This window comes from Porphyrobacter sp. HT-58-2, assembly GCF_002952215.1.
Taxonomy (GTDB): Bacteria; Pseudomonadota; Alphaproteobacteria; order Sphingomonadales; family Sphingomonadaceae; genus Erythrobacter.
The window spans coordinates 2,891,398-2,917,825 of the sequence record NZ_CP022600.1 but is presented as its reverse complement, the minus strand read 5'-3'; the positions used below and the strand labels follow the sequence as shown (position 1 = coordinate 2,917,825).

Genomic DNA, 26,428 nt, shown 5'->3' with positions numbered 1-26,428 from the left:
CGACCTGAAGGTCGCATCGCTGCGGGCGGCCAGTCGGCCTTGCGGGCCGCTTTGCGGCCCGGTGGCCTCTTGACCGATGCAGGTCAAAACGCAGCGTGTCCCGTGATCGCACGGCCGAGGATCAGCGCGTGGACATCATGCGTGCCTTCGTAGGTGTTCACCGTTTCGAGGTTCACCATGTGGCGGATCACCTGATATTCCTCGGAAATGCCGTTGCCGCCGTGCATGTCGCGCGCGGCCCGCGCGATGTCCAAGGCCTTGCCGACATTGTTGCGCTTGACGATCGAGATCATGTCGGGCGCGAACCGCCCCTCGTCGATCAATCGCCCGACGCGCAGGGAAGCCTGAAGGCCCAGCGCAATGTCGCTCATCATGTCGGCGAGCTTCTTCTGGAACAGCTGCGTCGCCGCCAGCGGGCGTCCGAACTGGTGGCGATCGAGGCCATACTGGCGCGCGGCAGCGAGGCAGAATTCCGCCGCGCCCATCGCGCCCCACGAAATGCCGTAGCGCGCGCGGTTGAGGCAGCCGAACGGGCCTTTCAGCCCTTCCACGTTCGGCAGCAGCGCGCTGGCAGGCACCCGCACCTCGTCCATCACGATCATGCCGGTGGTCGAGGCGCGCAGGGAAATCTTGCCCTTGATCTTGGGGGCGGAAAGCCCCGCCATGCCCTTTTCGAGCACGAAGCCGCGGATCGCGCCGCCGTGCTCCTCGGACTTGGCCCAGACCACGAAGACGTCGGCGAAAGGCGCGTTGGAGATCCACGTCTTGGAGCCGGAGATGACGTAATCATCGCCGTCCTTCTTGGCGTAGGTCTTCATGCCTGCGGGGTCGGAACCGGCGTCCGGCTCGGTCAGGCCGAAGCAGCCGATCAATTGGCCGCTGGCCAAGCCGGGGAGGTATTTGCGGCGCTGCTCGTCCGAGCCATAGGCGTAGATCGGATGCATCACGAGGCTCGACTGCACGCTCGCCATCGAGCGGTAGCCGCTGTCCACGCGCTCGATTTCGCGGGCGATGAGGCCATAGGCGACATAGCTGGCGCCCGCGCCGCCGAATTCTTCCGGAATGGTAGCGCCCAGCAGGCCTGCGGCCCCCATCATCGGGAACAGTTCGGGCGCGTCTGCTTCTTCGCGGAAGGCGTCGATCACGCGTGGCTGCAATTGGCTTTGCGCAAAGCCGTGCGCGGCGTCGCGGATCATCCGCTCGTCTTCGGTCAATTGGCTTTCAAGGTCGAACGGGTCTTCCCAGTTGAACGGGGAAAGCCGCGCCGGGGTTGTGCCGTGCACGTGGGTTGCTCCTGCCTTGTTTTCTTTGGACACTGCCTTCGCAGGCTTGGCAGATCAGGGCAAGGGGGCGAGCGTCGCTGTCCGGCGGCGCGTTGACCGCTTACGCCGGGGTGAGCGCGCGGCTGACGATATCGAGCAGTTCAGCTGGGGGGCAGGGCTTGGCCAGTGTCGTGGCGCGGGGGAAGCGCGCGGCAAGGGCGGCGGCGCTGGCGCGGTCGGAATGGAGGATCACCGGGACGTTTTCATCGATCAGCGTCTGCGCCAGTTCAAAGGTCAGCCCGTCCACCAGTTCGATATCGAGGATGGCAAGATCGGGCTTTTCCTTCTGGCAGGCGAGCATCGCCGATGAAATCCCGGCGTGCGGGCCTTCGACTTCGTAGCCGGCTTCTTCAAAGGTGTCGCACAAGTCGAATGCGGTTATGAACTCGTCTTCGGCGACCAATATTCGCAATGCCATCGGCCCTCTCCCGTAAAAACGACTCCCAAGTCAGGGAGTGTATCACGGTTTGGACGTCAACTTGGCGCGAATATTATCCGTTCCTGCCGAATTTTTCGGCAAAGCCAGCCTCGTCCCCGGCGCTGAGAAGTCTGGCCTGTTCCACCCACTGGTCGCGGGTGATGCGTCCGGCAAAACGGCCAAGCTGAGCGTCGACGCGGGTGATGTCCTCATCGCTCCAGCCGGCGATCTGGGCGAAGCTGGTGACGCCGAGTTCGCCCAGAAGTGCCACCAGTTTGGGGCCAATGCCCTTGATGCGCGACAGATCGTCGGCGGCAACCGGAGCGGGGGCGGGGGCAGGGGCCTCTGCAACCGGCGCAGGCACAGGTGCGGGCTCGGGCGCTGGGGCCGGCTGAGAGATAGGTTCTGGCGCAGGCGCAGGCGCCGGTGCCGGTGCCGGGACAGCTTTGGCAACCGCCGGAGCCGCATCAATCAGCGCCTGATTGCGCTGCGCGGGCGCCGCCCCTTCGGCCAGCACATCGCGGGCGAGGGCCGGGGCACTGCCGTCTTCCACAATTTTGGCCTTGCGGTTGGCGCGCATCAGGAACCACACCGCGACGATCAGCAGTGCAAGGCTCAGCACGATTAGCGCCAGGGCAGCGGAAAATTGGTCAGACATGAGCACGCGTCTCCTAGGGGAATCGGAAAAGAACACCGCTGTAGCAGCGGCTAGGCGTCAATCCCAAGTCCCTTCGGGTCGCGCACCCTCCGGGCACCGCGTCAGCCGCCTTTCAGGCTGCCCGCCAGCGCGTTCAATTGCAGGAATTCCTGGCGCCAGTAATTGTCCTGCTGGCCGGCGAGCCGGTCGATGTCGGCAAAGTCGAAGCCCATCATCATCTCGTCTCCGCGCAGCACCTGCCCGAACGCGGCGACCGCGGCGGCGAAGGCGAAATCGCCCCGTGGCAGAGCGGCTGTCTTGAGCGCGGCGGAGGGCACTGCCTGCTCGATCAGCTTCGAGGTGTCGCCGTCGGGCAGCTTGTAGCGCAGTTTGACATTGGCGGCCTCGGCGAGCCGCGCGGCGGCGGCCTTGTCGGGCGCATCCTCGTAGCGGCGCGGCGCGATCCAGCCCTTGCCGCCGACCGGCACGATTTCATAGATCGCGGTCACCTGATGGCCCGCACCGATTTCGCCCGCATCGACAAGATCATTGTCGAAGTCCTCCTCGCGCAAGGCCCGGTTCTCGTAGCCCACAAGGCGGTACTGGCTGATCACGGCAGGGTTGAATTCCACCTGGATCTTCACGTCCTTGGCGATGGTGAACAGCGTGCTGGTCATCTCGTCGGCCAGCACCTTCTTCGCCTCCAGCGCCGTGTCGATATAGGCGTAGTTGCCGTTCCCGTGATTGGCGATCTGCTCCATCATCGCCTCGTTGTAATTGCCCTGACCAAAGCCCAGCGTGGTCAGCGTGATGCCCTTGTCGCGCTTGTTCTCGATCATTTCGATCAGCGCTTTGGTGTCCGAGAGGCCGACATTGAAATCGCCGTCGGTGGCAAGGATGACGCGGTTGACGCCGCCCTTGATGAAGTTGTCCTCGGCGATGCGATAGGCCAGTTCGATCCCCGCGCCGCCCGCGGTCGATCCGCCCGCCGAAAGGCCGTCGAGCGCGCGCTTGATCTTCGGGGTGTCGCTGGTGGGTTCAAGCACCAGTCCTGCCGCGCCGGCATAGACCACGATCGACACCTTGTCCTTCGGCGACAATTCGCCCGCCAACCCGGCAAGCGCAGTCTTGACCAGTGGCAGCTTGTCAGGCGCGTTCATCGACCCAGAGACATCCATCAGGAACACGAGGTTCGCAGGCGGGCGTTCGTCGCTGTCGATATCATAACCGCGCAGGCCGATGCGCATCAGATAGGTGCCATCGTTCCACGGGGTCTTTGCCACATCGGTCGTCACCGAAAAGGGCTGGCTGCCATCCTTGGGGCGGGCGTAATCATAGCGGAAGTAGTTGACCATCTCCTCGGTACGAACCGCGTCCTGCGGGGGCATCATCCCCTGCGACAGGAACCGGCGGGCATTGGCATAGGCCCCGGTATCGACATCGACCGCGAAGGTAGAGACCGGCTCGGCGCTGGTCAGCTTGACGGGTGAAACTTCCTTGCCGTCATATTGTTCGCGGCCCGGATCGGTGGCGACCATGACAGGCGGAATGGAATAGCCCGCCATCGTCGCTTCGCTTGTGCGCGATGCGGTCACGGCCAGCGCCGGGGCGTGAACATAGGCTGTTGGCGGTGGCGGAGGAGCCTCGGCCAGCTTTTCCGGCGCCTTGCCGGCGCATCCGGCCAGAACCGCACACAGTGCCGCAGTTGCGGCCAGCCTCGTCGCGTGCATCACCTTGTCTCCCCGCATCAATCGCTGGCAGGCAGAAATCCGGCGCAGGCCGTGAATAGCGACTGAACGCGAGGGCTTGTTTGCGTACCCGCCTCCACGGGCACGTCCTCGGTGCTGTCCCTTCACTGCGCTACGGGCACCTGCGGGCGTGCTGTCGCCCTTGCAGCCCCTCCGATGGCGGGCTGTAGATGCTCTCAGGCCGATGGCGTGTCATGCACAGGGACGACATTCTTGCGAAACAGCACCTTGTCATTCTCATCGAAGCCGCGCCGCCAGATCACTGCGGCATAGGTCGCCAGCACGGCAGGGATGCCGATCACCAGCTCCATCCATTCCGGCAGCCAGGTGAACGCGTAGCCCACCACCACTGCAGGTGCTGCGGCATAGACCAGCGCCCAGCGCCAGTTCGATACGGGCGCTTTCAGCAGATGCTTGAGCAGCAGCGCCTTGATGAGGCTCGACACCGCCAGCGCGATCAGCAGTGCGCCCGCCGCGCCTGCCGCTTCATATCCCTTGCCCAGCCCGTAGGCGTCGGCGAGTTCGATCAGGGCGATGGTCAGTCCCGCCTGCAGCGCGATCACACCCACCGAAATCGCCAGATTGCGCTTGCGGGCGATATAGACCAGCACGCTTTCCGACACGACCGCCATCGAAGCGGCGACTTCGGCAGCGAGCAGAAACGCCAGTGCGGCGGTGCCGGCCACATAGTCCGGCCCCCACAGACCCATCACCGCCTCGCCCGGCACGCCCAGCACCAGCGCGATGCCGAGCTGCACCGCGATGATCCAGAAGCCCACCTGCCGCACCTGCGCGGCGATGGCCTCCATGTTGCCGATGCGGAGGTTCTTGGTGATGACCGGCGAGAGGATCGGCTCGAACGAGGTTTTCAGCTTCTGCGGCAAACTCGCGATCTGCTGCGCGGCATAATAGATCCCCACCGCCTGCGGCGGCGCGAACAGGCCGAGGATGAAGATATCGAGCAGCCGCGTCCCGCGCTCGATGGCGTCGGCCCCGACAATCGGGAAGGCGCGCGCCGACATGGCGGCCATCGCGCGGGCCTGGGGCTGCCAGTTGCGGGGCAAGCCATAGGTGCGCAGGAACGGCCACAAGGCGGTCAGCAGTCCGGCAAAGATCGAAGAGATGAAGGCCAGCGCCAGACCCGCATCGCGGGTCGCCGGGATGAAGAAGAATACGCCGGCGCCGATCGAGATCGTCCAGGGCTCCACCACCGCACGGGTGCGCACCGTGGTGCCGATGTCGTAGCGATAGGCCTGCGCGGCGAGCAGGATCTCGGTCACGGCAAAGGCGGGGATGGTGGCGACCAGCCAGATGTCCCATGCGCTGTTCGTCCCGTTGGGAAACATCGGTTCGGGGAACGCCAGCAGCAGCGCGGCGGCGAGGCCGGAATAGATCAGCGCCAGCAGGATACCGTCATAGACAAGGTTGGTTTCCGCCGCCCGGTTCTCGCCCGCACCTTCGGACAGGCGCTGCGCCAGCCCGCGCTTTTCGCCGAGCGAGCAGATCAGCGCGACAATCTCGATCAGCACCAGCGCCGAGGCAAACCGGCCCAGCGCTTCGGCCCCGTAAAGCCGGGTGGCGATAACGAGGAACGGGATGCGCGCCACCAGCCGGATCACGAAGCCCAGCGTGTTGGTGCGTCCGCCCTTGGCCAGCGTGGCGAGATCGTCGCTGTCGTCTGGCGCGGCGGCAGCGGGAGGAGTGGCGGGGGGCTGGCTCACGCCTCGATGTCCTTGGCATCACTGTCGAGCTCGGCAGTGAGCGGGCGGGCGAGCAATTCGGCGACCACGGCGCGGGCATTGGCACCGCCAAGGATCGCATTCACCGCTGCAACGATCGGCATGGCGATGCCGCGCTGACCGGCCAGTTCGGCAAGCACCGGCGCGGTATGGGCGCCCTCGGCCACGGTGTGGCGGTCAGCCATCAGGTCGGCCGCGGATGCGCCTTCGCCGAGCGCCTTGCCGAGGCTGAAGTTGCGACTGGAGGTGCTGGAACAGGTCAACACCAGATCCCCAAGACCGCACAGGCCCGCCAGTGTCTCGGTCTGCGCTCCCAGGGCTTCGCCGAAGCGCGTCATTTCGCTGAAGCCCCGTGCGATCAGCGCCGCGCGGGCGTTCTGGCCGAGCGCCAGGCCCTCGACCACGCCGCAGGCGATGGCCAGCACGTTCTTGACTGCGCCGCCGATTTCCGCGCCGGTCACGTCGTCGGAATAATAGGGCCGGAAGGCAGGCCGCGCGATGGCCGGGGCAAGCCGCGCCCACTGCTCCCCGCCGCCTTCGCAGGCCAGAGTGACCGCGGTCGGCAGCCCGGCGGCGACTTCATGGGCGAAGGTCGGCCCGGAGAGTACGGCGATGGCGCTGCCGGGCGAGGCTTCGCGCGCGACATCGTTCATCAGGCGCCCGCTGCCCGCCTCGATCCCCTTGGAGCACAGCACCAAATCGCGCGGGGGATGCGCGAGGCCCCCCAGCACCTTGCCCAGCACCTGCGCCGGGGTGACGACCAGCACGGTGTCGATGGTGGCCAGATCGGCAAGCTCGCCGGTCGCGCGGATCGTCGGCGCGAGGGTGGCAGACGGCAGGTAGAGCGGGTTGCGGTGGTCAGCGTTGATCGCGGCGACGACCTCAGGCTCGTAAGCCCACAGGATCACCTCGCGCCCGTCAGAGGCGAGCATTTGCGCCAGCGCCGTTCCCCAGGCGCCCGCGCCTATGACGCCGAGGGTCTTGCGCTGGCTCATGCCTTCACTCCCGCGCCGCGCACGACCTCTGCCGCCGGGTCGAGCGGCCAGCGCGGCCTTGCGATGAAATCGAGCGGGTCGCCCGCAAAGCCTTCGCCTTCCAGCGCCAGCCGCTCGCACCCGGCCCAGGCGATCATCGCGGCATTATCGGTGCAAAGTGCCAGCGGCGGCGCGGTGAAGCGCATCCCATGTCTGGCCGCGAGGGCTTCCAATGCGCCGCGCACCGTCTTGTTCGCAGCAACGCCGCCTGCAACGACCAGCGCGGGGAAGGGGCCGACGGTCTCAAGCGCACGCTTCAGCCGGTCGATCAGGCATTCCACCGCCGCCTGCTGGAAACTCGCGGCGATATCGGCGGGCGCGTGCGCCCCGCTTTCGACTGCCCGCAGCACCGCGCTCTTGAGCCCGGCAAAGGAGAAATGCGGTTCCGCTGATCCCTTGAGCGGCCGGGGCAGAGGCACTGCCTTCGGGTCACCTTCCAGCGCCAGCCGCTCCACCGCAGGCCCGCCGGGATAGCCGAGCCCGAGGATCTTGGCGGTCTTGTCGAACGCCTCGCCCAGCGCATCGTCGATGGTGGTGGCAAGGCGGCGGTAGCGGCCCACGCCCTCGACGGCGAGGATCTGGCAATGCCCGCCCGAGACCAGCAGCAGCAGATAGGGAAAGGCGAGGTCGCGATCCGCAAGGCGGGGGGACAGCGCGTGGCCCTCCAGATGGTTGACCGCCAGCAGCGGCTTGCCTGACGCCATTGCCAGCGCCTTGGCGCTGACGAGGCCGACCATCACGCCGCCGATCAGTCCCGGCCCGGCGGTGGCAGCAATGGCGTCCACCTCATCAAGGGCTACACCCGCCTCGCCCATCACCTTTTCCAGCATTGGGGCGAGCCGTTCGGCATGGGCGCGCGCGGCGATTTCTGGGACGACGCCGCCATAGGGCGCGTGTTCGGCTTCCTGACTGGCGATCGCCTGCGCGACGATCGTCCCGTCGCCGCGCACCAGCGCGACCGCGGTTTCATCGCAGCTTGATTCGATGCCCAGCACCAGCGGGGGCGCAAGTTGGCTGTCAGAGGTGTGCGTTGCCGATCCCATCCGGCTTCCATCTAGTCTTTGTGAAGGCTAGAGCAAGCACAGCTATGAACGAAGCATCCAAACGCAGCCCGAGACTTCGCCTCGGCACCCGCAATTCTCCGCTGGCGATGGCCCAGGCTTACGAGACCCGCGCAAGGCTGTGCGCTGCCCACGGCTGGGCCGAGGACGAGGTCGAACTCGTCCCCGTTCTTGCCAGCGGCGACAAGGTGCTCGACCGGCCCTTGTCGGAAATCGGCGGCAAGGCGCTGTGGACCAAGGAGCTCGATCAATGGCTGGGCGAGGGGCGGATCGACCTGTCGGTGCATTCGGCCAAGGATGTCGAGACGATCCGCCCGCCCGAATTCCACTTCCCCGCCTTCCTCCCGCGTGCCGACCGGCGCGATTGTCTGGTGGGGGCGGCAAGCATCGCCGCGATCCCGCAGGGCGCGGTCGTTGGCACCAGCGCACCCCGGCGCGCTTCGCAGCTGCTGAACCTGCGCCCCGATTGCAAGGTCGTGACCTTTCGCGGCAATGTCGCCACGCGCCTCAAGAAACTGGCAGAGGGCGAGGCTGACGTGACTTTCCTTGCTGCCGCCGGGCTTGAGCGGCTGGATCAGTCGGGCGTCGGCCATCCGCTGGACAAGGACGAATGGATCCCCGCCGCTGCGCAGGGCGTGATCGCGATCGAATGCCGTGCCGATGATGCCGTCACCACCGCCTTGCTCGCCGCCATCAACCATGCGCCCACCCGGGCGGAGCTTGAGGCTGAACGTGCCTTGCTCGCTGAACTGGGTGGCACCTGCCATTCTCCGGTCGCGGTGCTGTGCGAGTTGGAGGAGGGCGAATGCACCATGCGCGCTGCGCTGTTCAGCCCTGATGGCTCCGAACGGATCGAGGGGAGCGCCAGTTTTGTTCCCGGCGATCATGCGCCGGTCAGGGCTTTGGCCGCCAATCTGCTCGCCCGCGCCACGCCAGGCATCGCGCCGCATTTCCGGGCCGCAAGGTGAGCTTCCACTGCCTCGCGCTCAGGCCCGAACCGGGCCTTGCCGCGACGCTGGAAAAGGCCCGCGCGGCAGGGCTTGCGATCACGGGTCATGCCTTGTCGGAAATCCGAACGGTGGCATGGGATTGCCCTGATCCGGGGGCTTATGACGGCCTGCTGATCGGCAGCGCCAATGCGATCCTGCACGGCGGCAATGGCCTCGCCCGGCTTGCTGACAAACCCGTTTACGCCGTCGGCGAGGCGACCGCAGCTGCCGCCCGCGCGGCGGGGTTTACTCTCGCCATGGTGGGGAGCGGGGGACTTCAGGGCGTGCTAGACGCGATCTCCGGCCCCACAAATCTGCTGCGCATCGCAGGCGAGGAACGCATTGAGCTTAAGCCTCCGCCGGGCGTCACCTTCGATGAGGTGATCGCCTATCGCAGCGTCAGCCTGCCGCTTGATCCGGCCATGCCCCTGCTCGCTTCGGGCAAGGCGCTGGTGCTGCTCCACTCCGCCGCCACCGCGCGCCACTTTGCTGCCGAATGCGACCGGCTGGCGCTGACCCGCCGCAGCATCGCGCTCGCCGCGCTCGGCCCGCGCATTGCTGATGCTGCCGGGGGCGGCTGGGGCGCTGTCCACACCGCAGTCCGGCCTGACGAGACAGCCTTGCTGGAAATGGTGCTGGACTTGTGTCAGAACCCGCGCTTCAATCCCGTTGTCCCCTCCTGACAGCCGTAAGTGCGGCAACGGGGGATCAGGCAGACAGGGTCGCAGAACGGAACAGAATGGCTACGCAAGCTGGGCAACCGGGTGCATCGCAATATGGCTCGCGCCGCAAGCCGCCGTCCGGGCGGGCGATGCTGCTGGCCGCGTTGGCGGCTTTCATCGCCGGGGGCGTGCTGGTCGGCTGGGTGATGTGGTACAATCTTCAGCCTGGTCGCATGGCTGCGCCGGATGTCGAGACGGTGGCCGGAGCCGAAGGCGGCGGGGGTGAACGCGCGCTTGAGCCTGCTGCTACGCCCAGTGCCGGACTGACGGCTAGTCCCACACCGCGCGCCGCGACCGAGCAAGCGGTGGAGCGCGTTGCCGAACAGCAGGGCGGGCTCGATCAGCGGCTTGCGGCCGCCGAACAGCGGCTCACCCAGCTCGATCTTCAGGCACAGGCCGCTGCCGGAAATGCTGCGCGCGCGGAAAGCCTGCTGATTGCTTTCGCCACGCGCCGCGCGGTCGAACGCGGGGCGGAGCTTGGCTACCTGTCGGATCAGCTGCGTCTGCGCTTTGGCGATCAGTGGCCCAATGCGGTAAGCACCATCATCGAATTCTCGCGCGATCCGATCCGGCTCGATAGTCTCGTGGCACGACTGGAAGGGCTCGGACCGCAGCTGCGTGAAACCAGTGAGGGGCCGTCATGGGACGTGTTCCAGCGTGAATTGAGCCAGCTGTTCGTGTTCCGTCGTGAAAGCACCCCCTCGCCCCAGCCGCAACGTCGCCTTGAGCGCGCGCGCTGGGCGCTCGAACAGGGGCGTTATCGCGCCGCGATCGACGAGGTGAAGGGAATGCCCGGCGCCGCCAAGGCCGAGGCATGGATCAAGGATGCGGAACGCTATCGCAAGGCGATGGAGGCGCTGGAAGTGATCGAGACCGCCGCCGTGCTCGATCAGCGCGGATTGCGCGACGGGGCGGGCAACCCGGTGCGGCAATTGAGCCCGCTGGTGCGGCCTTAGCGGCATCCGTCACCCTAGCTTTCGCGGGGGTGACGGGGAAATCGGAATTGTTCACCCCCGCAGCAATTCCGGCAGATCCCCCGATACCCCGCGCGCCTCGTCCATGAAGAACTGCTTGAGCATCGGCGTGCGCTGCACTGCCGCCATGCCGAGCCGCCGCACGGCGCTCGCCGTCTTGCCGGGAACGCCGAACAGGCGGGTGAGGCCGTCGGTCGCCAGTGCCACCATGAAGCTGTCGAGCCCGCGCCATGTCTCGTAACGCTTGAGCAATTCCGGGTCGCCCGGATCAAGCCCGAGCCGCGCCCCGTCCGCCAGCACTTCGACCAGCGCGCCGACATCGCGCAGGCCAAGGTTCAAACCCTGCCCGGCGATGGGATGGATGCCATGGGCAGAATCCCCGATCAGGGCGAGGCGTTCTGCGGTGATCTTGGCCGTGTGGTGGAAGCCCAGCGGGTAGGACGAGCGGTGTCCGACGCTCAACACCTTGCCCAGCACGCCGCCCATGCGCTTTTCGACCTCGGCCAGAAATGCGCGATCGCCCAGCTTGGTGACGCCCGCCGCGTCCGCTTCCGACACGGTCCACACCAGCGAGGATCGGTGGGTGCCGTCCGCATCGTCGTTCAGCGGCAGCAGCGCGAACGGCCCGGCAGGGTAGAAGATCTCCCATGCGACATTGCCGTGCGGCTTTTCATGGGTCAGCCCGGCGATGATCGCGCGGTGCTTGTAATCCCACTTGGCGATCGAGATGCCGGCGGAATCGCGCGTCGGCGACTGGCGCCCCTCGGCGGCGATCATCAGGCGGCCCTTGAACTTGCGCCCGTCGGCCAGCACGGCGGCGACGCCATATTCGCTGCGCTGGCGTTCCACCACTGTGGCGAGCGACGTCCATTCGATCAGCGGCTCCTTCGCCGCAGCCTCGAACAGCGCGAGGCGCAGGCGGCGGTTGGGGAACATCCGCCCGAGCGTGCCGTCACCCTCGCCAGGGACGAAATCGAGCCGGCCGGGCTTGTTCTGATCGGTCACCGCGATGGCCGCAATATCGCAGGCGAATTGTTCCAGACCCTCGGCAATGCCGATATTCTCGAACAGGTGCCAGCTCGCGGTCGAGATCGCGGTCGCACGGTCGTCGAAGCCTTCGGCGGTGAGTTCCGCCGGGTCGGCGCGGTCGATCACGTGGCTGGAAATGCCCTTCTTTGCTGCAGCCAGCGCCAGTGTCATGCCGACCAGCCCTCCGCCTAGGATCACCAGATCGCGGGTTTCATGGGAAGTGGCTGTCACCGTGTCGGCTCCGATTGCGTCAGTTGTCGCGTGAGCCTAGAGGGTTGGCCGTGTCCCGCGCAAGAACCTTCCCGCATCCTGTCCGACAATTGCTTGCATGCTGGCTTGCGCTTGTCGCAAGTGCGTTGCTGGCAGGCGTGGCCCATGCCCAGACTGCCGAGCGCAAGGCGCTGTACGGGGACGACAATATCGCGGTGAGCCTGTTTGCCGATGGCGCTCCGGCAGAAGGACGCGAATGGCTGCTGGCGCTGCGTTTCACGCCCAAATCGCGCGAATGGCATGGCTATTGGTCGAACCCCGGCGATGCGGGGCAGGGGATGCGCCTGACGCTTGATCTTCCGCCCGATTGGGAGATGGGCGAGCCGCGCTATCCGGTGCCGCAGCGCCTGACGATCAGCGGGCTGATGAACCACATCTATGAAGGGCCTTACACCGTGCTGGTGCCGGTCGTTCCGGGGCCGAGCCTGAAGGAGCGCGGGGCCACGTCGGTTACCGGCCATGTCGAATACCTCGCCTGCACCGATCAGATCTGCGTGCCGCAAGATGCGGTGCTGCGCGGCGTCGACGGCGGTGATTTCGCGCGCTGGCGGGCTGAGGTCGCACCCTTGCTGGACGCCAAAGCCAGCTTTGCGATCCGGGGACGCACCATCCGTATCGGCATCCCGCTTCCCGCAGGCGTGGCGCTGAGCGATCCGCATGTCTTCATCGCCAACGAACGGCTCGTCGCTTACGCCGCGCAGCAGACCTTCCGCCGTGCGGGCGATGTGCTGGTGGCCGAGATTCCGCTCGACCGGTTCGGCACGGGCAAGGCGGATGTGGTATCCGGGATGCTCGCCTTTGGCGATGGCGCCGGGGTGCGGTTTGCGGCGGAGCGCGGCGCAGTGCCGACCGGCGGAGAGCTGATCGCCGGGCCGAAGGCGGCCGCTACCCCGCCGCTGTGGACGCTGATTCTCGGCGCGCTGGCCGGGGGCCTGCTGCTCAACATCATGCCCTGCGTCTTTCCGATCCTGAGCCTGAAGGCGCTGACACTCGCACGGGCCGGGGCGAGAGAGGCGAAAGCGCGGGCCGAGGGGCTGGCCTATACGGCAGGGGTGGTGCTTGCCTGCACGGCGCTGGGCGCGTTGCTGCTGGCCCTGCGGGCGGCGGGAGAGCAGGTGGGCTGGGCGTTCCAGTTGCAGGAGCCGGGCGTGGTCGTCGCCCTGCTGGTGCTGGCCGCCGCGATTACCGCCAACTTTGCCGGATTGTTCGATTTGCCTGCGGTCTCGGTCAGCATGGGGGGAGAGCGCGCCGGGGCTTTCGCGACCGGGCTGCTGGCGGCCTTCGTCGCCACGCCTTGTACTGGCCCCTTCATGGCGGCGGCTTTGGGGGCTGCGCTATTGTTGCCGACACCGCAGGCTCTGCTGCTGTTCGCATTGCTGGGGCTGGGCCTGGCGCTGCCGTTTCTGTTGCTCGGCTTCATCCCGCCCTTGCGCCGTATGCTGCCGCGACCCGGCGCGTGGATGGAGCGGTTCCGGCGGATCATGGCGATCCCGATGGGCCTCACCGCGCTGGCCCTGCTGTGGCTGACGGTGCAGCTGGGTGGGCGGCCCTTTGGCCTGATCGCGCTGCTGCTGGTGGCGGGCGTGGTGCTGGCGCTGCTGGTGGTCGGCAGGCTGCAGCGCAAGGGCAAGCTGGCCTGGCCCGCCTTCGGCCTTGTCGCCGCGCCGTTCATCGCCTTTGCCGCGATTGGCCTGCCTTCGGTCTACGAAGCGAGGAGCGCGCAGGCCAAGGCGAGCATTCACAAGCCTCTCGCCTTCAGCCGCGATGCCCTTGCCGAAGCACGGGCCTCAGGCAAGCCGGTGTTCGTGTGGTTCACCGCCGATTGGTGCGTCACTTGCAAGGTCAATGAAGCCGCTGCGATCGAGCGGGAAAGTGTGCGCGATGCTTTCGAGGATGCGGGCGTGGTGACGATGGTGGGCGACTGGACGGTGCGTGATCCGGCGATCACTGCCTTCCTGACCGAACAGGGTGCGGCGGGCGTGCCGCTTTACCTGTGGTATGCACCGCGAGCCGTTGCCGCAGAGCAATTGCCGCAGGTGCTTACGCCGGAGTTGCTGGAAGATCGCGCGCGTCAGGCTCCCCCCGGCACGCCTCCACCAGCTGCATCGGCAGCGGGCTCGGATTAAGCTTCACCAGCCCCGCGCCCGGCACCGTGACGGTCGCCTCGCGTTCGGGTTTCAATGCGTCCCATTCGGGCAGAAGCGCGGAAACCTCGCCCTGCCATAGCGCGCGCCCGCCGAAATCGGTGGCATCGACGGGGAAGCGTCCGATCCTGCCATTGCCGATCAGCGCCAGCAGCGCGCCCGCGCCCTCATCAGCCGGGGCGTGGCGGGTGATCCTCAACTGCGCCTCGGGCGTTGCCGGAGCGATGCATTCCAGCGCCACCAGCACCGGCTTGCCCGGCTCGCCATAGACAAGGCGCAGCGGATTGGCCGTGCTGGTCCATGCCGCCAAGGTCGTGTCGGGCGAGGGCAGGGGCGCAGAAGGCCCGCTTGCCGTGAGCAGGGAAACGCGCGCCACGGCAGCATCGGTGGGCGGCGGCTTACAACCTGCCGCCCCGCCCGCGAGCGCCGCAAGGACCAGAAGCGTCCGGGCCTTCATCGGGCGCGAATGAAAGCGCGGATATCAGCGGAAAGCTTGGCGCGGTCCTCGTCGCGGATATACATCATGTGGCCCGCATCGTAATATTTCCAGGTGATCCGGTCCTGCGGAATGCCGGTGCGCTTCAGCGAATATTCCGCGCCGAAGAAGGGCGTGGCGAAATCGTACCAGCCTTGTGCGTTGAACACCCTGAGGCCTGAGTTCTGGCGCATCGCCTTGCCCACCAGCGGGGCGATGTTGAGATAGGCATTGCGCCCCCAGCCGCTGCCGAGCGACCAGTCCCACTGCCCGCCGACATTGCCGATCGACATGTATTGCCGATCAGTGGTGTAGCCCAGCGTTTCGCGCGCCCACTGGTTGATCGCGGCGGTATAGCCGGCGTCGATCCCGTAGAAGCTCGGGTCGGCATCCGGGGTTTCGCCCGCGTTGTCGTAATCCGTGCCGGTGTAGCGTGCGTCGAGCCTGCCGATGGTGAGCCCGCGGTCGCGCAGCAGCTCCTTGTAGAACCGCTGATCAGTGACGCGCAGGTTGGCCTGTTCGAGATATTCCTCGGAAAGGCCGGTGAGGCGGGAGAGTTCGCGGCGCACGGCCTCGCGCTCGGCCTGCGGCAGATCCTGCCCCTTGAGCAGCGCCGAGGCGAAAGGCCCGATGGCAAAGCGGCGCGCTTCCTCGGCAATCGCCTCGACCGAAGGCGCTTCGACCTTGCCGTGATAATAGGCCGCCGCCGCCATGTTGGGCAGGGTAACGACATAGGCCATCTCGTTTCCCGGCGTGGGCTCGCGGCCCGCGAAATCGAGAATGGTGGAAATCAGGATCAGCCCGTTGAGGCCGACATCGTTGTAGGTGCCGCCTTCGAGTTCATCGACCACCATCGCGGTGCGGCTGGTGCCGTAGCTTTCGCCGCCGAGATATTTGGGGCTCGACCAGCGGCCATTGTCGTTGATCCAGCGCCGGATGACGTCGGCGACGGCGCGGCCATCCTGCCTCAGGCCGTAATACTTCTTGGGATCGGTGCCGGGCGTCAGATAGCTGAAGCCGGTGCCGGGCGGGTCGATGAAGACGAGATCGGCGACGTCGAGCAGGCTGTCGGGGTTGTCGAGCAGCGGATAGGGCGGCGCGCCGTCGTCCTTCGCGTCGGAGGGGATCGCGACGCGCTTCGGCCCGAAGGCGCCCATCTGGAGCCACACCGAGCCCGAGCCGGGGCCGCCATTGTAGATGAAGAACACCGGGCGCGAGGGATCGGCCGGGGTCTTCACATAGGAGGTGGTGACGATCACCGCCTCGGCCTTACCCGCATCGTCGGTGAGGATCGTGTCGGCCATTGTCGCACGATAGGCGACGCGCTGCCCGCCGAAGGTGCCGGCGAGATCGCGGCTGCGCACCTGCCGCTCGGGCGCGGACGCCTCGGCCTTTGTGGGTGCATCCTGCGCGGTGGTCGGTGCGGTCAGGGCGAGGGCGCTGGCGGCGGCCAGCAGGCCAAGGAATCGGACGTTCATGGGGAGAGGGAAGTGGCAGGGTTAACGCCCGCGTTCAAGGGGCGCGCCTAGGGCTTCCCACCCATCCGCTTGTAGCGCGTCTTGCCATACCGGGTCTTGCGCGTCCCCGGCTTGCCTTCGTTCGAGCGGCCCACGATCGGCGTGCGTTTTTGTTGGCCTACCGCTCCGCTGCTTGAGGCCCCGTCGGGCAAACCCAACTCGTCCGCCTCCAGCCGCCGGATCTCGTCGCGCAGGCGTCCGGCTTCCTCGAATTCGAGGTTCGCCGCCGCCTCGCGCATGCGCTTTTCGAGGTCTTCGATGTAGGAACGGAGGTTGTGTCCGACGAGGTTGTTGCGCTCCTCGTCGCCGGTATCGACCACTACGCCATCCCGCGAGGCGGTGTGGGCGACGATGTCGTGGATGTTGCGCTTGATGGTTTGCGGCGTGATGCCGTGTTCCTCGTTGAAGGCCTGCTGCTTGGCGCGGCGGCGGTCGGTTTCGGCGAGCGCGCGTTCCATCGAGCCGGTGATGCGGTCGGCGTAAAGGATCACCCGGCCATCGACATTGCGCGCGGCGCGGCCGATGGTCTGGATGAGCGACGTTTCACTGCGCAGGAAGCCTTCCTTGTCGGCATCGAGGATGCACACCAGCCCGCATTCGGGAATGTCGAGGCCTTCGCGCAGCAGGTTGATGCCGACCAGCACGTCATAGACCCCGAGCCTGAGGTCGCGGATCAGCTCGATGCGCTCGAGCGTCTCGACGTCGGAGTGCATGTAGCGCACCCGCACGCCCGCCTCGTGCATGAATTCGGTCAAGTCCTCGGCCATGCGCTTGGTCAGGGTGGTGACGAGCGTGCGGTAGCCCTTGGCGGCGGTCGCCTTGCACTCGGTGATGCAGTCCTGCACCTGATCCTCGACGGGGCGGATTTCGACCGGCGGGTCGATCAGGCCGGTGGGGCGGATCACCTGTTCGGCAAAGACCCCGCCGGTCTGCTCCATTTCCCAGCCGCCGGGCGTGGCGCTGACCGCGAAAGTCTGCGGGCGCATCGCATCCCATTCGTTGAAGCGCAAGGGCCGGTTGTCGATACAGCTCGGCAGGCGGAAGCCGTATTCGGCCAGCGTCAGCTTGCGGCGGTGGTCCCCGCGCGCCATCGCGCCGATCTGCGGCACGGTCTGGTGGCTTTCATCGACAAACAGAAGCGCGTTTTCGGGCAGGTATTCGAACAGGGTCGGCGGGGGTTCGCCGGGCAGGCGGCCGGTGAGGAAGCGCGAGTAGTTCTCAATGCCTGCGCAGCTGCCCGTCGCTGCGATCATCTCCAGATCGAAATGCGTGCGCTGTTCCAGCCTCTGGCGTTCGAGCAATTTGCCCTCGGCCTCCAGCTCCTTGAGCCGTTCCTCAAGCTCGAACTTGATGGCGTCGGCGGCCTGTTTCATCGTTGGGCCGGGCGTGACATAGTGCGAATTGGCATAAACCCGCACCTTCTCCAGCGCGGCGCCCTTGGTGCCGGTGAGCGGATCGAATTCGCTGATCGCCTCGATCTCGTCGCCGAAGAACGACACGCGCCAGGCCATGTCCTCGTAGTGCGAGGGGAAGATTTCGAGGCTGTCGCCGCGCACCCGGAAACAGCCGCGGGTGAAGGCGGCGTCGTTCCTCTTGTATTGCAGCGCGACCAGCTTGCGGATCAACTCGCGCTGGTCGACCACTTCGCCCACCTTGATGTCGAAGATCATCGCTGAGTACGTCTCGACCGACCCGATGCCGTAGAGGCACGAAACCGAGGCGACGATGATCACGTCATCGCGTTCGAGCAGCGCCCGGGTGGCCGAGTGGCGCATCCGGTCGATTGCCTCGTTCACCGAGCTTTCCTTCTCGATATAGGTATCCGAGCGCGGGACGTAGGCTTCGGGCTGGTAGTAATCGTAGTAGGAGACGAAGTACTCGACTGCGTTATCAGGGAAGAAGCTCTTGAATTCCCCGTATAATTGCGCGGCGAGGATCTTGTTCGGGGCAAGGATCAGGGCGGGGCGCTGGAGGGTTTCGATCACCTTGGCCATGGTGAAGGTCTTGCCCGATCCGGTGACGCCCAGCAGCACCTGCGTCTTCTCGCCCGCCAGCGCGCCTTCGCAAAGCTCGGCAATCGCGCTCGGCTGATCGCCTGCCGGTTCATAGTCCGACACCAGCTTGAACGGGATGCCGCCCATCGACTTGTCGGGGCGGGCGGGGCGGTGCGGGACGAAATCGGCGCCCGTTTCGGGCTCGTCCAGTCCGCGGCGGATCACGAGTTCGGCCATGCAGTGGCATATGCGGTGTGCAGGGCTGCTTGTGAAGGGCTGCGCAATCTTGCCGGAATGCGCTATGCTGGTGTTCACGGGGCCGCTGTTTACGGGGCTGGCCCGCGATCAGGAGATTACGGGATGAAGCGGATCATCATGGCAGCGGCCGGCGCGGCGCTGATGGCGGGGTGTTCGGCCAGCAATGATGCGGACGCCGATGGCAACGGCGAGGTCAGCATCAAGGAAGCGGCCAAACAAGCCGAGGCGCAGGGGCTCAGGCCCGAACCGGGGCTGTACAAGGCGACGATCACCATGACCGGGATCGAAATCCCCGGAATGCCGCCCGAAATGGCCGGGCATGGCGCAGGGCTGACGACGACGAGCGAATACTGCCTCACCGAGGAAGATGTTGCCAAGGGCTATGAGGAAATGATGAAGCGCGGGCAGAACGGCGAATGCAGCTATGAACGCTTCAGGCTCGCGGGCGGAGAGATCGATGCGGTGATGGTATGCAAGACCCCTGAAGGCACGGCACGGATGGAGATGGCTGGCACTGCCACCCCCACCACGTCCGACTTCACCGCCAAGATGGCAATGAATTTCGACGGCGCGGGCGAAGGCACGATGAGCTTTGCCGCCAAGCATGAGCGGATCGGCGACTGCAAGGTGAAGTAGCCGCCCCATGAGCGCGCGTTGAATTATGTCGGATTTGTTACGCGCGTTACACTTCATTGAATGTTCATCGGGAATGTGGCTTGAGACAGGGCATGGCCCTTTCCCCTCGCCTTCCTGAACTGCCGCGGTTGCCTGCCGTCCTTGTGGCAGCGGGCGCGCAGGCGCAGCAGGCCTATGCGCAGAGCGAATTTGCCCGGCGCGTTGCGCTGGCACGCGAAGAAATCCCGCAGGAATTCGAAGCCGGCAAGCCCAGGCTGGTGCGAGTGTTGGGCGAGGCGCAGGCGCTGCTGGAACCGATCCGGCGTCGGCGGCGCAAGATAGAGATTGCCGCCAGCCATAATCCGCAGATGGTGATGATCCTGCCCGGCTTTGCCACCCATCCGGTGCGGATGCGCTATCTGGCGCAGGCGCTGGAGGCCGCCGGCCACCGTACCAAGCGATGGGGCCTCGGCTTCAACTGGGGCGCGGACGAGGAACGCTTTGCGCTGCTTGAAGCGCGGCTTGCCGATCTGCACGCCCGCCACGGACGACCGGTCGTGCTGCTTGGCTGGAGCCTGGGCGGGCTATTCGCGCGGGAGCTGGCCAAGCGGCAGCCGCAGGCGGTGGCCAAGGTCATCACCATGGGCTCGCCCTTCAGCGGTAGCCCCCGCGCCAATAACGTCTGGCGCGCCTACCAGTTCATCACCGGCCATTCGGTCGATGCACCCCCGATTGAGGCAGATCTCGCCGCCAAGCCGCCGGTTGAGACGGTCGCGCTGTGGAGTGCCAATGACGGCGCCATCGCTCCGCGCTGTGCGGCGGGCCGTCCGGGCGAACGCGACCGCGCAATTGCCATGCGCTGCACCCATATCGGCTTCACCTATGACCCCGGCGTGATAACGACGGTGCTGCGGGAGCTTGAAACCACGCGCGCCTGAACCGGCGCTCGCAGCATTATTGCGCCACGTCATCCTGACGCTTTTCTTTTACGAAAGCGGCGCTAGATTGCTGCATTGCACCTAACAATGATGCGGGGGTTGATGCAGGGGCAAGGCGGCACTTTCGACGAGATGTACGATGGTGAGGGGGGCACACGCCCGGCCTATGCCGAGTACTGCCGCTGGTATGGTGAACAGCCCGCTGAGTTGATGCGCCGCAAGAACCGCGAGGCGGATGATACCTTCCGCCGCACCGGCATCACCTTCAACGTCTATGGCGAGAACGAGGCGGAGGAACGCCTCATTCCCTTCGACATGGTGCCGCGCATCATCACCGCAGCCGAATGGCGAAAGCTGTCACGCGGCATCGAGCAGCGGGTGCGGGCCCTCAATTCCTTCCTCTATGATCTCTACCACCGGCAGGAAATCGTGCGCGCCGGGCGCCTTCCCGAACGCCTGCTGCGCAGCAACGACGCCTGGCTTGCCAACATGGTCGGCTTTACGCCGCCGGGCGGTATCTACACCCACATCGTCGGGATCGACCTCGTGCGCACCGGGCCGAACGAATTCTTCGTGCTGGAAGACAATGCCCGCACGCCGTCGGGCGTGTCCTACATGCTCGAAAACCGTGAGACGATGATGGGGATGTTCCCCGATCTCTTCAGCCGGATCGCGGTGGAGAGCGTGTCGAACTACCCGCGCCGCCTCGCCCGCAGCCTTGCCGCCTGTGTCCCGCCCGCCTTCACCGGCGGCAAGCCGACCGTCGCGGTGCTGACGCCGGGGATCTACAATTCCGCCTATTTCGAACACGCCTTCCTCGCCGATCAGATGGGAGCGGAGCTGGTTGAAGGCAGCGATCTGCGGGTCACCGGGGGCAGGGTGCAGATGCGCACCACGCGCGGTTACAAGCCGATCGACGTGCTTTACCGCAGGGTCGATGACGATTTCCTCGATCCGCTTACCTTCAATCCCGATTCCGCGCTGGGCGTGCCGGGGATCATGGATGTGTACCGCGCGGGGGGGATCACCATCGCCAATGCGCCGGGGACGGGCATTTCGGACGACAAGGCGATCTATTCCTTCATGCCCGAGATCGTCGAATTCTACACCGGCGAAAAGCCGCTGCTGCCCAATGTCCAGACCTGGCGCTGCGCCGACAGGGACAGCCTTGCCTATGTGCTCGACAATCTGGCCGACCTGGTGGTGAAGGAAGTCCACGGATCGGGCGGCTATGGCATGCTGATCGGGCCGACCGCATCAAAACGCGAGATTGCGGCGTTCCGCGCAAAGCTGGTTGCGCGCCCTGAAAACTACATCGCCCAGCCCACGCTCGCCCTGTCGACCTGCCCGATCTACACCGCAAAGGGGCTGGTGCCGCGCCATGTCGACTTGCGCCCCTTCGTGCTTGTCAGCCCCGAGGGGATCGACATCACGCCGGGCGGCCTGACGCGCGTCGCGCTCAAGAAGGGGTCGCTGGTGGTCAATTCCTCGCAAGGGGGCGGCACCAAGGACACCTGGGTACTCAAGGACTAGGATGGGGAACGAGACACCATGCTAGGCCGCACCGCCAACAGCCTGTTCTGGATGTTCCGCTATCTTGAGCGGGCCGAAAACACCGCCCGCCTTCTGGAAGCCGCGTTGCGCATGGCGCTGACCCGCGATCTGGTGACGGCCGAGGCCGAATGGCGTTCGGTCATAGCGACGCTTGGCCTGCAACAGCCGTTCGAAGCCGCGCATGACAGCTATGATGGGCTGTCGGTGTGGAACTTCGTGCTGCGCGGGCCATCCAATCCCGGCAATATCCGCGCCATGTTCGGCGCGGTGCGCAGCAATGCGCGCGGCGGCGCGGATCAACATTTCCTCTGACGTGTGGGAGGCGGTCAACGACAACTGGATGAAGCTCGACACGCTGCTCGCGCGGCCCGTGGGCCAGACGATGGTGGGCGAGGTGCTGGGCGCGATCCGGCGCGCCGGCACTCAGGTTCACGGTGCATTCGACGGATCGATCCTGCGCGACGAGGGCTACCATTTCAGCCGTGCGGGTACCTTCATCGAACGTGCCGACAGTACGGCGCGCATCCTCGACATGAAGTATTTCATCCTGCTGCCATCCCTGTCCTATGTCGGATCGAGCCTTGATACCGGACAGTGGGAACAGGTGCTGCGATCAGTCGCGGGCGCGCGGGTCTATAGCTGGCTCAACGCCGGGAAGATCGAGGCGCGCGGGATCGTCGAATTCGTGGTGCTGGATGACCGCTTCCCGCGCTCTCTGGCCTTCTGCCGCAATGCCTTGCGCGAAACCTTGGCCGCGCTGGCGCGGATGCACGGCGTGGAAGGACGTTCCAATGCGCTGATGCACGATGCCGACACCCGCATCAGCCATCTCAGCGTCGATCAGATCTTCGATCAGGGTCTGCACGAATTCCTGGTCGATTTCCTCGCCCGCAACGCGGCGATCTCGCAGGCCATTGCCGAGGATTACCGGTTCTACGAATGAGCACCCTGACCCTCTCGATCCGGCATACGACCCACTATGCCTTCACCCAGCCGGTGGTCCATGCGCTCCAGCGCCTGCGGCTGACACCCAAGGAAACGCAGGGCCAGCGCATCCGCGAATGGCGCATGACCTTCGACAACGCCCATGCCGAGCTTCAGTACGATGATCAGCACTTCAACCACGTCACCCTGATCGGCCTGACCCCCGGCGCACGCGAGGTGACGGTGACCTGTGAAGGCGTGGTCGAGACGGAGGATAATGCGGGCGTCATCGGCCGCCATTCGGGACACCTGCCCCTGTGGAGTTTTCTGCGGCAGACTCCGCTGACCCGTCCCGGTACACGGTTGCGGGCGATGCTGCGCGAGGTTCAGGGTAGCGGCACAGGCGGGGTGGCGGATGCGCCGCTTGATTTTCTCCACGCCTTGTCGGGTCTGATCCGCGAGCGAGTGACCTATGAAACCGGGCGCACCCATACCGCCACCACGGCCGAGGAAGCGGTCCAGCACGGCTATGGGGTGTGTCAGGATCACGCCCATGTCTTTATCGGCGCGGCACGGGCGAGCGGCATTCCGGCGCGCTATGTGAGCGGCTATCTGATGATGGACGACCGCATCGAACAGGAAGCCACCCATGCCTGGGCCGAGGCCCATGTCGAGGGGTTGGGCTGGGTCGGGTTCGATGTCTCAAACGGGATCTGTCCTGACCCACGCTATGTCCGTGTGGCAACGGGGAGCGACTATCGCGACGCCGCGCCCATCACCGGCATCAGCATCGGCGCGGCCGAGGAAATGCTGACGGTGGGGGTGGCTGTCGCTTCGGGCGGTCAGAGCCAGCAGCAACATCAGCAGGAACAATAACCGCAAGCCTGCCTAAGCACGGCTTTGCCAGCGCGACTGTCTGGCGCTAGGGCAGGCGTCCACGCGACGACGCGGACAGAGAGGATGATGGCATGACCTATTGCGTTGGCATGGTGCTCGACAAAGGCCTCGTGCTGATGAGCGACACGCGCACCAATTCGGGCGTCGACAACATCTCCACCTTCCGCAAGCTGTTCCACTGGCAGGTGCCGGGCGAGCGCATGATCGCGGTAATGACCGCAGGCAATCTTGCGACCACGCAGGCCGTCATCAGCCAGCTGGAAGAACGTACCAAGGCTCCGGCGGAGCGGGACAACACGCTGCTGAAGGGGCCGACCATGTTTCAGGTCGCCACCGAAATCGGCCGTCTGCTGCGCTCCACCATCGAGGATGTGCAAAGCGCCAATGGCGATGGCGGCAAGGGGCGCTTTACTGCGACCATGATCGTTGCCGGGCAGATCGCGGGGATGCAGCCGCGCCTGTTCATGATCTATCCCGAAGGCAATTTCATCGAGGCGAGCTGGGACACCCCGTTCTTCCAGATCGGTGAGACCAAGTATGGCCGTCCGATCCTGATCCGCGGTTACGACAAGTCGATGAGCTTCGAGGATGCGGTCAAGCTGCTGATGGTCAGTTTCGATTCCACTCTGAAGGCGAACCTGTCGGTCGGCCTGCCGCTTGATCTGCTGGTGATCGCCAAGGATGGCTTTGCCCCCACGCACGAACACCGGGTGACTGCGGATGACCCCTATTTTGACACGATTTCATCGGGTTGGGGGAATGCGCTGCGATCAGCCTTCCATTCGCTGCCGCCCTATCGTTTCAGCGAAGATGCCTAGGCGATTAACCTTATGTCTCCGTTACGGAGATAAATAAGTATTATATTTCATATAATTAAACTTGTTGCGTGATTGTAAATCCTCCGGATTGGCGGCGCTCTTGCGTGAAACCCGTAAGCGGTTGGCGCAGACATTGTGTCATGACACGCAAAGCCTCCCTCCACTTCATCGATTCCTGCACGCGCCAGCGCGCCGAACTCGCCCGGGTCGGCTTTGCGATGGGCCACCATTGCGAAGTCTACGGCGATTTGTCGGAACTCGCCATGCACCCGCCGCGCGACGGGATCGTGATCGCCCGTGACACAGCCGAAGATGGCGGCGTGAGCATGATCCTCGAACGGCTCGGTCGGCTGGGCATCTGGCTGCCCCTGATTGCGGTCGATGTGCAGCCGCGTCCGGGCCGCATCGTTGAAGCGATCAAGGCAGGCGCGCTCGATTACCTCGCCCTGCCGCTTGATCCCGAACGCTTCACCCGCTGCCTTGCGCGGATCGAGAAGGAGGCCGAACAGTTCGGCGCCGCCCGTCGCCGCATGATCGAGGCGCGCGACCGCATCTCGACGCTTTCGGCGCGGGAACGTGAAGTGCTCGACTGGCTGGCTGAAGGCAGCAGCAACAAGGCGATTGCGCGTGAACTCGACATCAGCCCCCGGACAGTGGAAATTCACCGCGCCAACATGATGACCAAACTGGGCGCGCGCCACGCGGCAGAAGCGGTGCGCCTCAAGCTGGAGGCGAAGCTCGAACCCAAGCTGCGCGCCTGAAACAGCAGCATCTCCGGTGTGATCCTTTCAGACCGCGCGCATCGGACCCCTTCCGGGACGCGAGGCACGCTGAAAGGATTGGATCGAAGGTACCCCCCGGCGGCTTCGGCGTGGCATTCCTGCGCCGGAGCCGTCATTGCTTTCGGGGGCATGGCAAGTGCAGTGCGGCAGGACCGGCACGCGGTGCCCACAAAGGGCCATGACGCCTTGTCCGAAACGCGTGCTCAGGGCCGAACGCTCGGGATCGCGGTTTTGCGCCCTGCCGGAGGCACCGGTTGATCCCAGCCGGTTAGCGGCAGAACTTCGCGCCCGTCCCTTCGAGGTGGAAGTGATCCTCGTGCGCGGCATTGTATTCCGGGCCGAGCACGGTGCCGAACCGTTTGCAGGCGCTGCGATGCACCACCCGCAGGAATTCCCGCGTGGCCGCATCCCCGCCGTTCCAGTCACGCTTGAGCACGATGCGCCGCCCGTCAGCCAGCACGAAGCCCGCAACATCGATCGCCTCGGCGCGGGCGTGGGCCGAACGACGCTCGGTTCCGGCCACGTTGCGGCAGGCATAGGAGCCCATCGTCTCGATCCGCACCACCGGACTGCCGAGGATCTGGCGCGCGGCGCGGTCCACGCCAAAGCGCGCCCAGTCGCCGAAGGCCTTGGCCACGCCGCATTGCACCGGGCCGAGATTGCTGATGCTGACCGGCGCGCGGTCACCCGCCAGCGCCATCAACTGCACCGTGCCAAGCTTGTTGCAGCCCGGCGCAGCATAGGTATCGGGCAGGGGATCGAACCGCGCCCCGCTCGCGCCCAGATCGGCAAGACACCCGGCTTCAGCGCCGCTGCGCGGGTCAAGGCTGCGCGGGGCCGAGGCCACCGGCATCGCCGGGCGGGACACAGGTCCGCGGGCGCTCTGGCTCGCGCTGCCCGGTGCTGCGCCGCCGCTGCCGCCGGGGATGAGCGAGCCGCACCCCGCCAAAACCAGCGTGGCTGCCGCAAGCGCTGCTGCGCTAATGGTGCTCCTGCGTGTCATACCTAGGGAATATGACGCAGGAATGGTTAACATGCTGGAAACAACCTTGCCCAAGCGATGCTTGCGGCAGGCTTGGGGGAAACCCCTAGGGCAATTCGTCTGCCACCTGTTCCCACAATTCGATCTTTACCCCGTCGGGATCGAGCAGCCAGGCAAACTTGCCGTAGCCCTCGTCGGTCTCGCCCAGAATCTCGACGCCCTTGGCCTTGAGGCCTGCGACAAAGCCGTCGCAGTCATCGACCCGCAGGTTGATCATGAAGCCGCCCTTGCCAGGCTTGATGTATTCGTCATCGGCAAAATGGCTGACGAGAGAATAGGGTTGCTGCTTGGGTTCATCGGCCCAGGCGAATTGCGGGCCATAGGGGCCGTCAATCCCAAGCGTCTCGCGGTACCATGCACGGGTCGCCTCGGGATCGCGTACGACATAGAATACCCCGCCAAGCCCGGTGATCCGTGCTGCCTTTTCTGCGTCGTCGGCCGTCGCTCCACCCTCCCCACGGCGCATTATGCGTCATGCTGCGACCGGAGGGAAGGGCAATGACCTCAGCCTCGTTCGCGGACGCGGC

23 protein-coding genes and 1 pseudogene are annotated in these 26,428 nt (G+C 65.8%); 11 read left to right on the top strand and 13 right to left on the bottom strand.

Annotated elements, in window-relative coordinates:
• Positions 1-83 precede the first annotated feature (83 nt).
• The 7 genes from CHX26_RS13765 to tsaD all read right to left on the bottom strand — a co-directional run bounded on the left by CHX26_RS13765 (position 84) and on the right by tsaD (position 7,941).
• Positions 84-1,283 carry an acyl-CoA dehydrogenase gene (locus tag CHX26_RS13765; protein WP_104943448.1) on the bottom strand — a complete coding sequence of 400 codons (1,200 nt, stop codon included), beginning with the start codon at positions 1,281-1,283 and terminating at the stop codon, positions 84-86.
• Positions 1,284-1,383: 100 nt separating this feature from the next.
• A complete protein-coding gene (locus tag CHX26_RS13760; protein ID WP_104942857.1) occupies positions 1,384-1,740 on the bottom strand; it encodes a response regulator in 357 nt (118 codons plus the stop codon).
• A 73-nt stretch (positions 1,741-1,813) separates the two neighbouring features.
• The gene (locus CHX26_RS13755) at positions 1,814-2,398 is read right to left on the bottom strand and encodes a hypothetical protein (protein ID WP_104942856.1); all 585 of its coding nucleotides are present in this window, start codon (positions 2,396-2,398) and stop codon (positions 1,814-1,816) included.
• 101 nt (positions 2,399-2,499) lie between these two features.
• Positions 2,500-4,107, bottom strand: a complete 1,608-nt coding sequence (locus tag CHX26_RS13750; protein WP_233997169.1) for a vWA domain-containing protein — start codon at positions 4,105-4,107, stop codon at positions 2,500-2,502.
• Between the two features lie 194 nt (positions 4,108-4,301).
• Entirely contained in the window at positions 4,302-5,846 is a 1,545-nt protein-coding gene (locus CHX26_RS13745; RefSeq protein ID WP_104942854.1) for a lipopolysaccharide biosynthesis protein, read from the bottom strand.
• On the bottom strand, positions 5,843-6,859 hold the full coding sequence (locus tag CHX26_RS13740) for an NAD(P)H-dependent glycerol-3-phosphate dehydrogenase (protein ID WP_104942853.1): 1,017 nt from the start codon (positions 6,857-6,859) through the stop codon (positions 5,843-5,845). The genes CHX26_RS13745 and CHX26_RS13740 overlap by 4 nt, the downstream gene beginning before the upstream one ends.
• Complete coding sequence (gene tsaD / locus CHX26_RS13735) at positions 6,856-7,941, bottom strand: tRNA (adenosine(37)-N6)-threonylcarbamoyltransferase complex transferase subunit TsaD (RefSeq protein WP_104942852.1); 1,086 nt, start codon at positions 7,939-7,941, stop codon at positions 6,856-6,858. The genes CHX26_RS13740 and tsaD overlap by 4 nt, the downstream gene beginning before the upstream one ends.
• Positions 7,942-7,985: 44 nt before the next feature.
• Here tsaD and hemC point away from each other — a divergent pair, with 44 nt between their 5' ends.
• The 3 genes from hemC to CHX26_RS13720 are packed head-to-tail and all read left to right on the top strand — an operon-like array spanning position 7,986 to position 10,626.
• Positions 7,986-8,927 (top strand): hydroxymethylbilane synthase, encoded by a 942-nt coding sequence (hemC, locus tag CHX26_RS13730; RefSeq protein WP_104942851.1) that lies wholly within the window; start codon positions 7,986-7,988, stop codon positions 8,925-8,927.
• Positions 8,924-9,631, top strand: coding sequence for a uroporphyrinogen-III synthase (locus CHX26_RS13725; RefSeq protein ID WP_104942850.1), 708 nt, complete (start codon positions 8,924-8,926; stop codon positions 9,629-9,631). Before hemC ends, CHX26_RS13725 begins: the two co-directional genes overlap by 4 nt.
• A 56-nt stretch (positions 9,632-9,687) precedes the next feature.
• Positions 9,688-10,626, top strand: a complete 939-nt coding sequence (locus CHX26_RS13720; RefSeq protein ID WP_233997167.1) for a hypothetical protein — start codon at positions 9,688-9,690, stop codon at positions 10,624-10,626.
• Positions 10,627-10,677: 51 nt separating this feature from the next.
• On the opposite strand, the gene CHX26_RS13715 is transcribed toward CHX26_RS13720, so the two are convergent.
• A complete protein-coding gene (locus CHX26_RS13715; RefSeq protein ID WP_104942848.1) occupies positions 10,678-11,904 on the bottom strand; it encodes a UbiH/UbiF/VisC/COQ6 family ubiquinone biosynthesis hydroxylase in 1,227 nt (408 codons plus the stop codon).
• 125 nt (positions 11,905-12,029) lie between these two features.
• On the opposite strand from CHX26_RS13715, the gene CHX26_RS13710 reads away from it, so the two are divergent.
• Positions 12,030-14,069 (top strand): protein-disulfide reductase DsbD family protein, encoded by a 2,040-nt coding sequence (locus CHX26_RS13710; protein WP_335682308.1) that lies wholly within the window; start codon positions 12,030-12,032, stop codon positions 14,067-14,069.
• On the opposite strand, the gene CHX26_RS13705 is transcribed toward CHX26_RS13710, so the two are convergent.
• The 3 genes from CHX26_RS13705 to uvrB are packed head-to-tail and all read right to left on the bottom strand — an operon-like array spanning position 13,984 to position 18,310.
• Complete coding sequence (locus tag CHX26_RS13705; RefSeq protein WP_104942847.1) at positions 13,984-14,544, bottom strand: hypothetical protein; 561 nt, start codon at positions 14,542-14,544, stop codon at positions 13,984-13,986. The genes CHX26_RS13710 and CHX26_RS13705 overlap by 86 nt on opposite strands.
• Positions 14,541-16,040: a S10 family peptidase gene (locus CHX26_RS13700; protein ID WP_104942846.1), complete on the bottom strand. Its 1,500-nt coding sequence runs from the start codon at positions 16,038-16,040 to the stop codon at positions 14,541-14,543. The genes CHX26_RS13705 and CHX26_RS13700 overlap by 4 nt, the downstream gene beginning before the upstream one ends.
• A gap of 47 nt (positions 16,041-16,087) precedes the next feature.
• Entirely contained in the window at positions 16,088-18,310 is a 2,223-nt protein-coding gene (gene uvrB / locus CHX26_RS13695) for an excinuclease ABC subunit UvrB (RefSeq protein WP_104942845.1), read from the bottom strand.
• A 123-nt stretch (positions 18,311-18,433) separates the two neighbouring features.
• On the opposite strand from uvrB, the gene CHX26_RS13690 reads away from it, so the two are divergent.
• From CHX26_RS13690 to CHX26_RS13660, 7 genes and pseudogenes are all read left to right on the top strand, one after another.
• Complete coding sequence (locus tag CHX26_RS13690; RefSeq protein WP_172449845.1) at positions 18,434-18,967, top strand: DUF3617 domain-containing protein; 534 nt, start codon at positions 18,434-18,436, stop codon at positions 18,965-18,967.
• 92 nt (positions 18,968-19,059) lie between these two features.
• A complete protein-coding gene (locus tag CHX26_RS13685) occupies positions 19,060-19,884 on the top strand; it encodes an esterase/lipase family protein (RefSeq protein ID WP_104942843.1) in 825 nt (274 codons plus the stop codon).
• Positions 19,885-19,986: 102 nt separating this feature from the next.
• Positions 19,987-21,417 (top strand): circularly permuted type 2 ATP-grasp protein, encoded by a 1,431-nt coding sequence (locus CHX26_RS13680; protein WP_104942842.1) that lies wholly within the window; start codon positions 19,987-19,989, stop codon positions 21,415-21,417.
• An 18-nt stretch (positions 21,418-21,435) separates the two neighbouring features.
• A pseudogene (locus CHX26_RS13675) lies at positions 21,436-22,381 on the top strand (alpha-E domain-containing protein).
• A gap of 5 nt (positions 22,382-22,386) precedes the next feature.
• Positions 22,387-23,238 (top strand): transglutaminase family protein, encoded by an 852-nt coding sequence (locus CHX26_RS13670; protein WP_172449924.1) that lies wholly within the window; start codon positions 22,387-22,389, stop codon positions 23,236-23,238.
• Between the two features lie 92 nt (positions 23,239-23,330).
• A complete protein-coding gene (locus CHX26_RS13665) occupies positions 23,331-24,077 on the top strand; it encodes a proteasome-type protease (protein WP_104942840.1) in 747 nt (248 codons plus the stop codon).
• Positions 24,078-24,217: 140 nt separating this feature from the next.
• A complete protein-coding gene (locus CHX26_RS13660) occupies positions 24,218-24,838 on the top strand; it encodes a response regulator transcription factor (protein ID WP_104942839.1) in 621 nt (206 codons plus the stop codon).
• 289 nt (positions 24,839-25,127) lie between these two features.
• Here CHX26_RS13660 and CHX26_RS13655 read toward each other — a convergent pair whose 3' ends face one another.
• On the bottom strand, positions 25,128-25,862 hold the full coding sequence (locus CHX26_RS13655) for an extensin family protein (protein ID WP_104942838.1): 735 nt from the start codon (positions 25,860-25,862) through the stop codon (positions 25,128-25,130).
• Positions 25,863-25,947: 85 nt separating this feature from the next.
• Entirely contained in the window at positions 25,948-26,367 is a 420-nt protein-coding gene (locus tag CHX26_RS13650) for a VOC family protein (RefSeq protein ID WP_104942837.1), read from the bottom strand.
• Positions 26,368-26,428 lie beyond the last annotated feature (61 nt).

Bases quoted from the DNA above. Each gene is read 5' to 3' on its own strand.
- CHX26_RS13760 (WP_104942857.1), bottom strand. From the start codon at position 1,740: ATGGCATTGCGAATATTGGTCGCCGAAGACGAGTTCATAACCGCATTC.
- CHX26_RS13755 (WP_104942856.1), bottom strand. From the start codon at position 2,398: ATGTCTGACCAATTTTCCGCTGCCCTGGCGCTAATCGTGCTGAGCCTT.
- CHX26_RS13750 (WP_233997169.1), bottom strand. From the start codon at position 4,107: ATGCACGCGACGAGGCTGGCCGCAACTGCGGCACTGTGTGCGGTTCTG.
- CHX26_RS13740 (WP_104942853.1), bottom strand. From the start codon at position 6,859: ATGAGCCAGCGCAAGACCCTCGGCGTCATAGGCGCGGGCGCCTGGGGA.
- tsaD (WP_104942852.1), bottom strand. From the start codon at position 7,941: ATGGGATCGGCAACGCACACCTCTGACAGCCAACTTGCGCCCCCGCTG.
- hemC (WP_104942851.1), top strand. From the start codon at position 7,986: ATGAACGAAGCATCCAAACGCAGCCCGAGACTTCGCCTCGGCACCCGC.
- CHX26_RS13720 (WP_233997167.1), top strand. From the start codon at position 9,688: ATGGCTACGCAAGCTGGGCAACCGGGTGCATCGCAATATGGCTCGCGC.
- CHX26_RS13705 (WP_104942847.1), bottom strand. From the start codon at position 14,544: ATGAAGGCCCGGACGCTTCTGGTCCTTGCGGCGCTCGCGGGCGGGGCG.
- CHX26_RS13700 (WP_104942846.1), bottom strand. From the start codon at position 16,040: ATGAACGTCCGATTCCTTGGCCTGCTGGCCGCCGCCAGCGCCCTCGCC.
- uvrB (WP_104942845.1), bottom strand. From the start codon at position 18,310: ATGGCCGAACTCGTGATCCGCCGCGGACTGGACGAGCCCGAAACGGGC.
- CHX26_RS13690 (WP_172449845.1), top strand. From the start codon at position 18,434: ATGAAGCGGATCATCATGGCAGCGGCCGGCGCGGCGCTGATGGCGGGG.
- CHX26_RS13685 (WP_104942843.1), top strand. From the start codon at position 19,060: ATGGCCCTTTCCCCTCGCCTTCCTGAACTGCCGCGGTTGCCTGCCGTC.
- CHX26_RS13680 (WP_104942842.1), top strand. From the start codon at position 19,987: ATGCAGGGGCAAGGCGGCACTTTCGACGAGATGTACGATGGTGAGGGG.
- CHX26_RS13665 (WP_104942840.1), top strand. From the start codon at position 23,331: ATGACCTATTGCGTTGGCATGGTGCTCGACAAAGGCCTCGTGCTGATG.
- CHX26_RS13660 (WP_104942839.1), top strand. From the start codon at position 24,218: ATGACACGCAAAGCCTCCCTCCACTTCATCGATTCCTGCACGCGCCAG.
- CHX26_RS13655 (WP_104942838.1), bottom strand. From the start codon at position 25,862: ATGACACGCAGGAGCACCATTAGCGCAGCAGCGCTTGCGGCAGCCACG.
- CHX26_RS13650 (WP_104942837.1), bottom strand. From the start codon at position 26,367: ATGCGCCGTGGGGAGGGTGGAGCGACGGCCGACGACGCAGAAAAGGCA.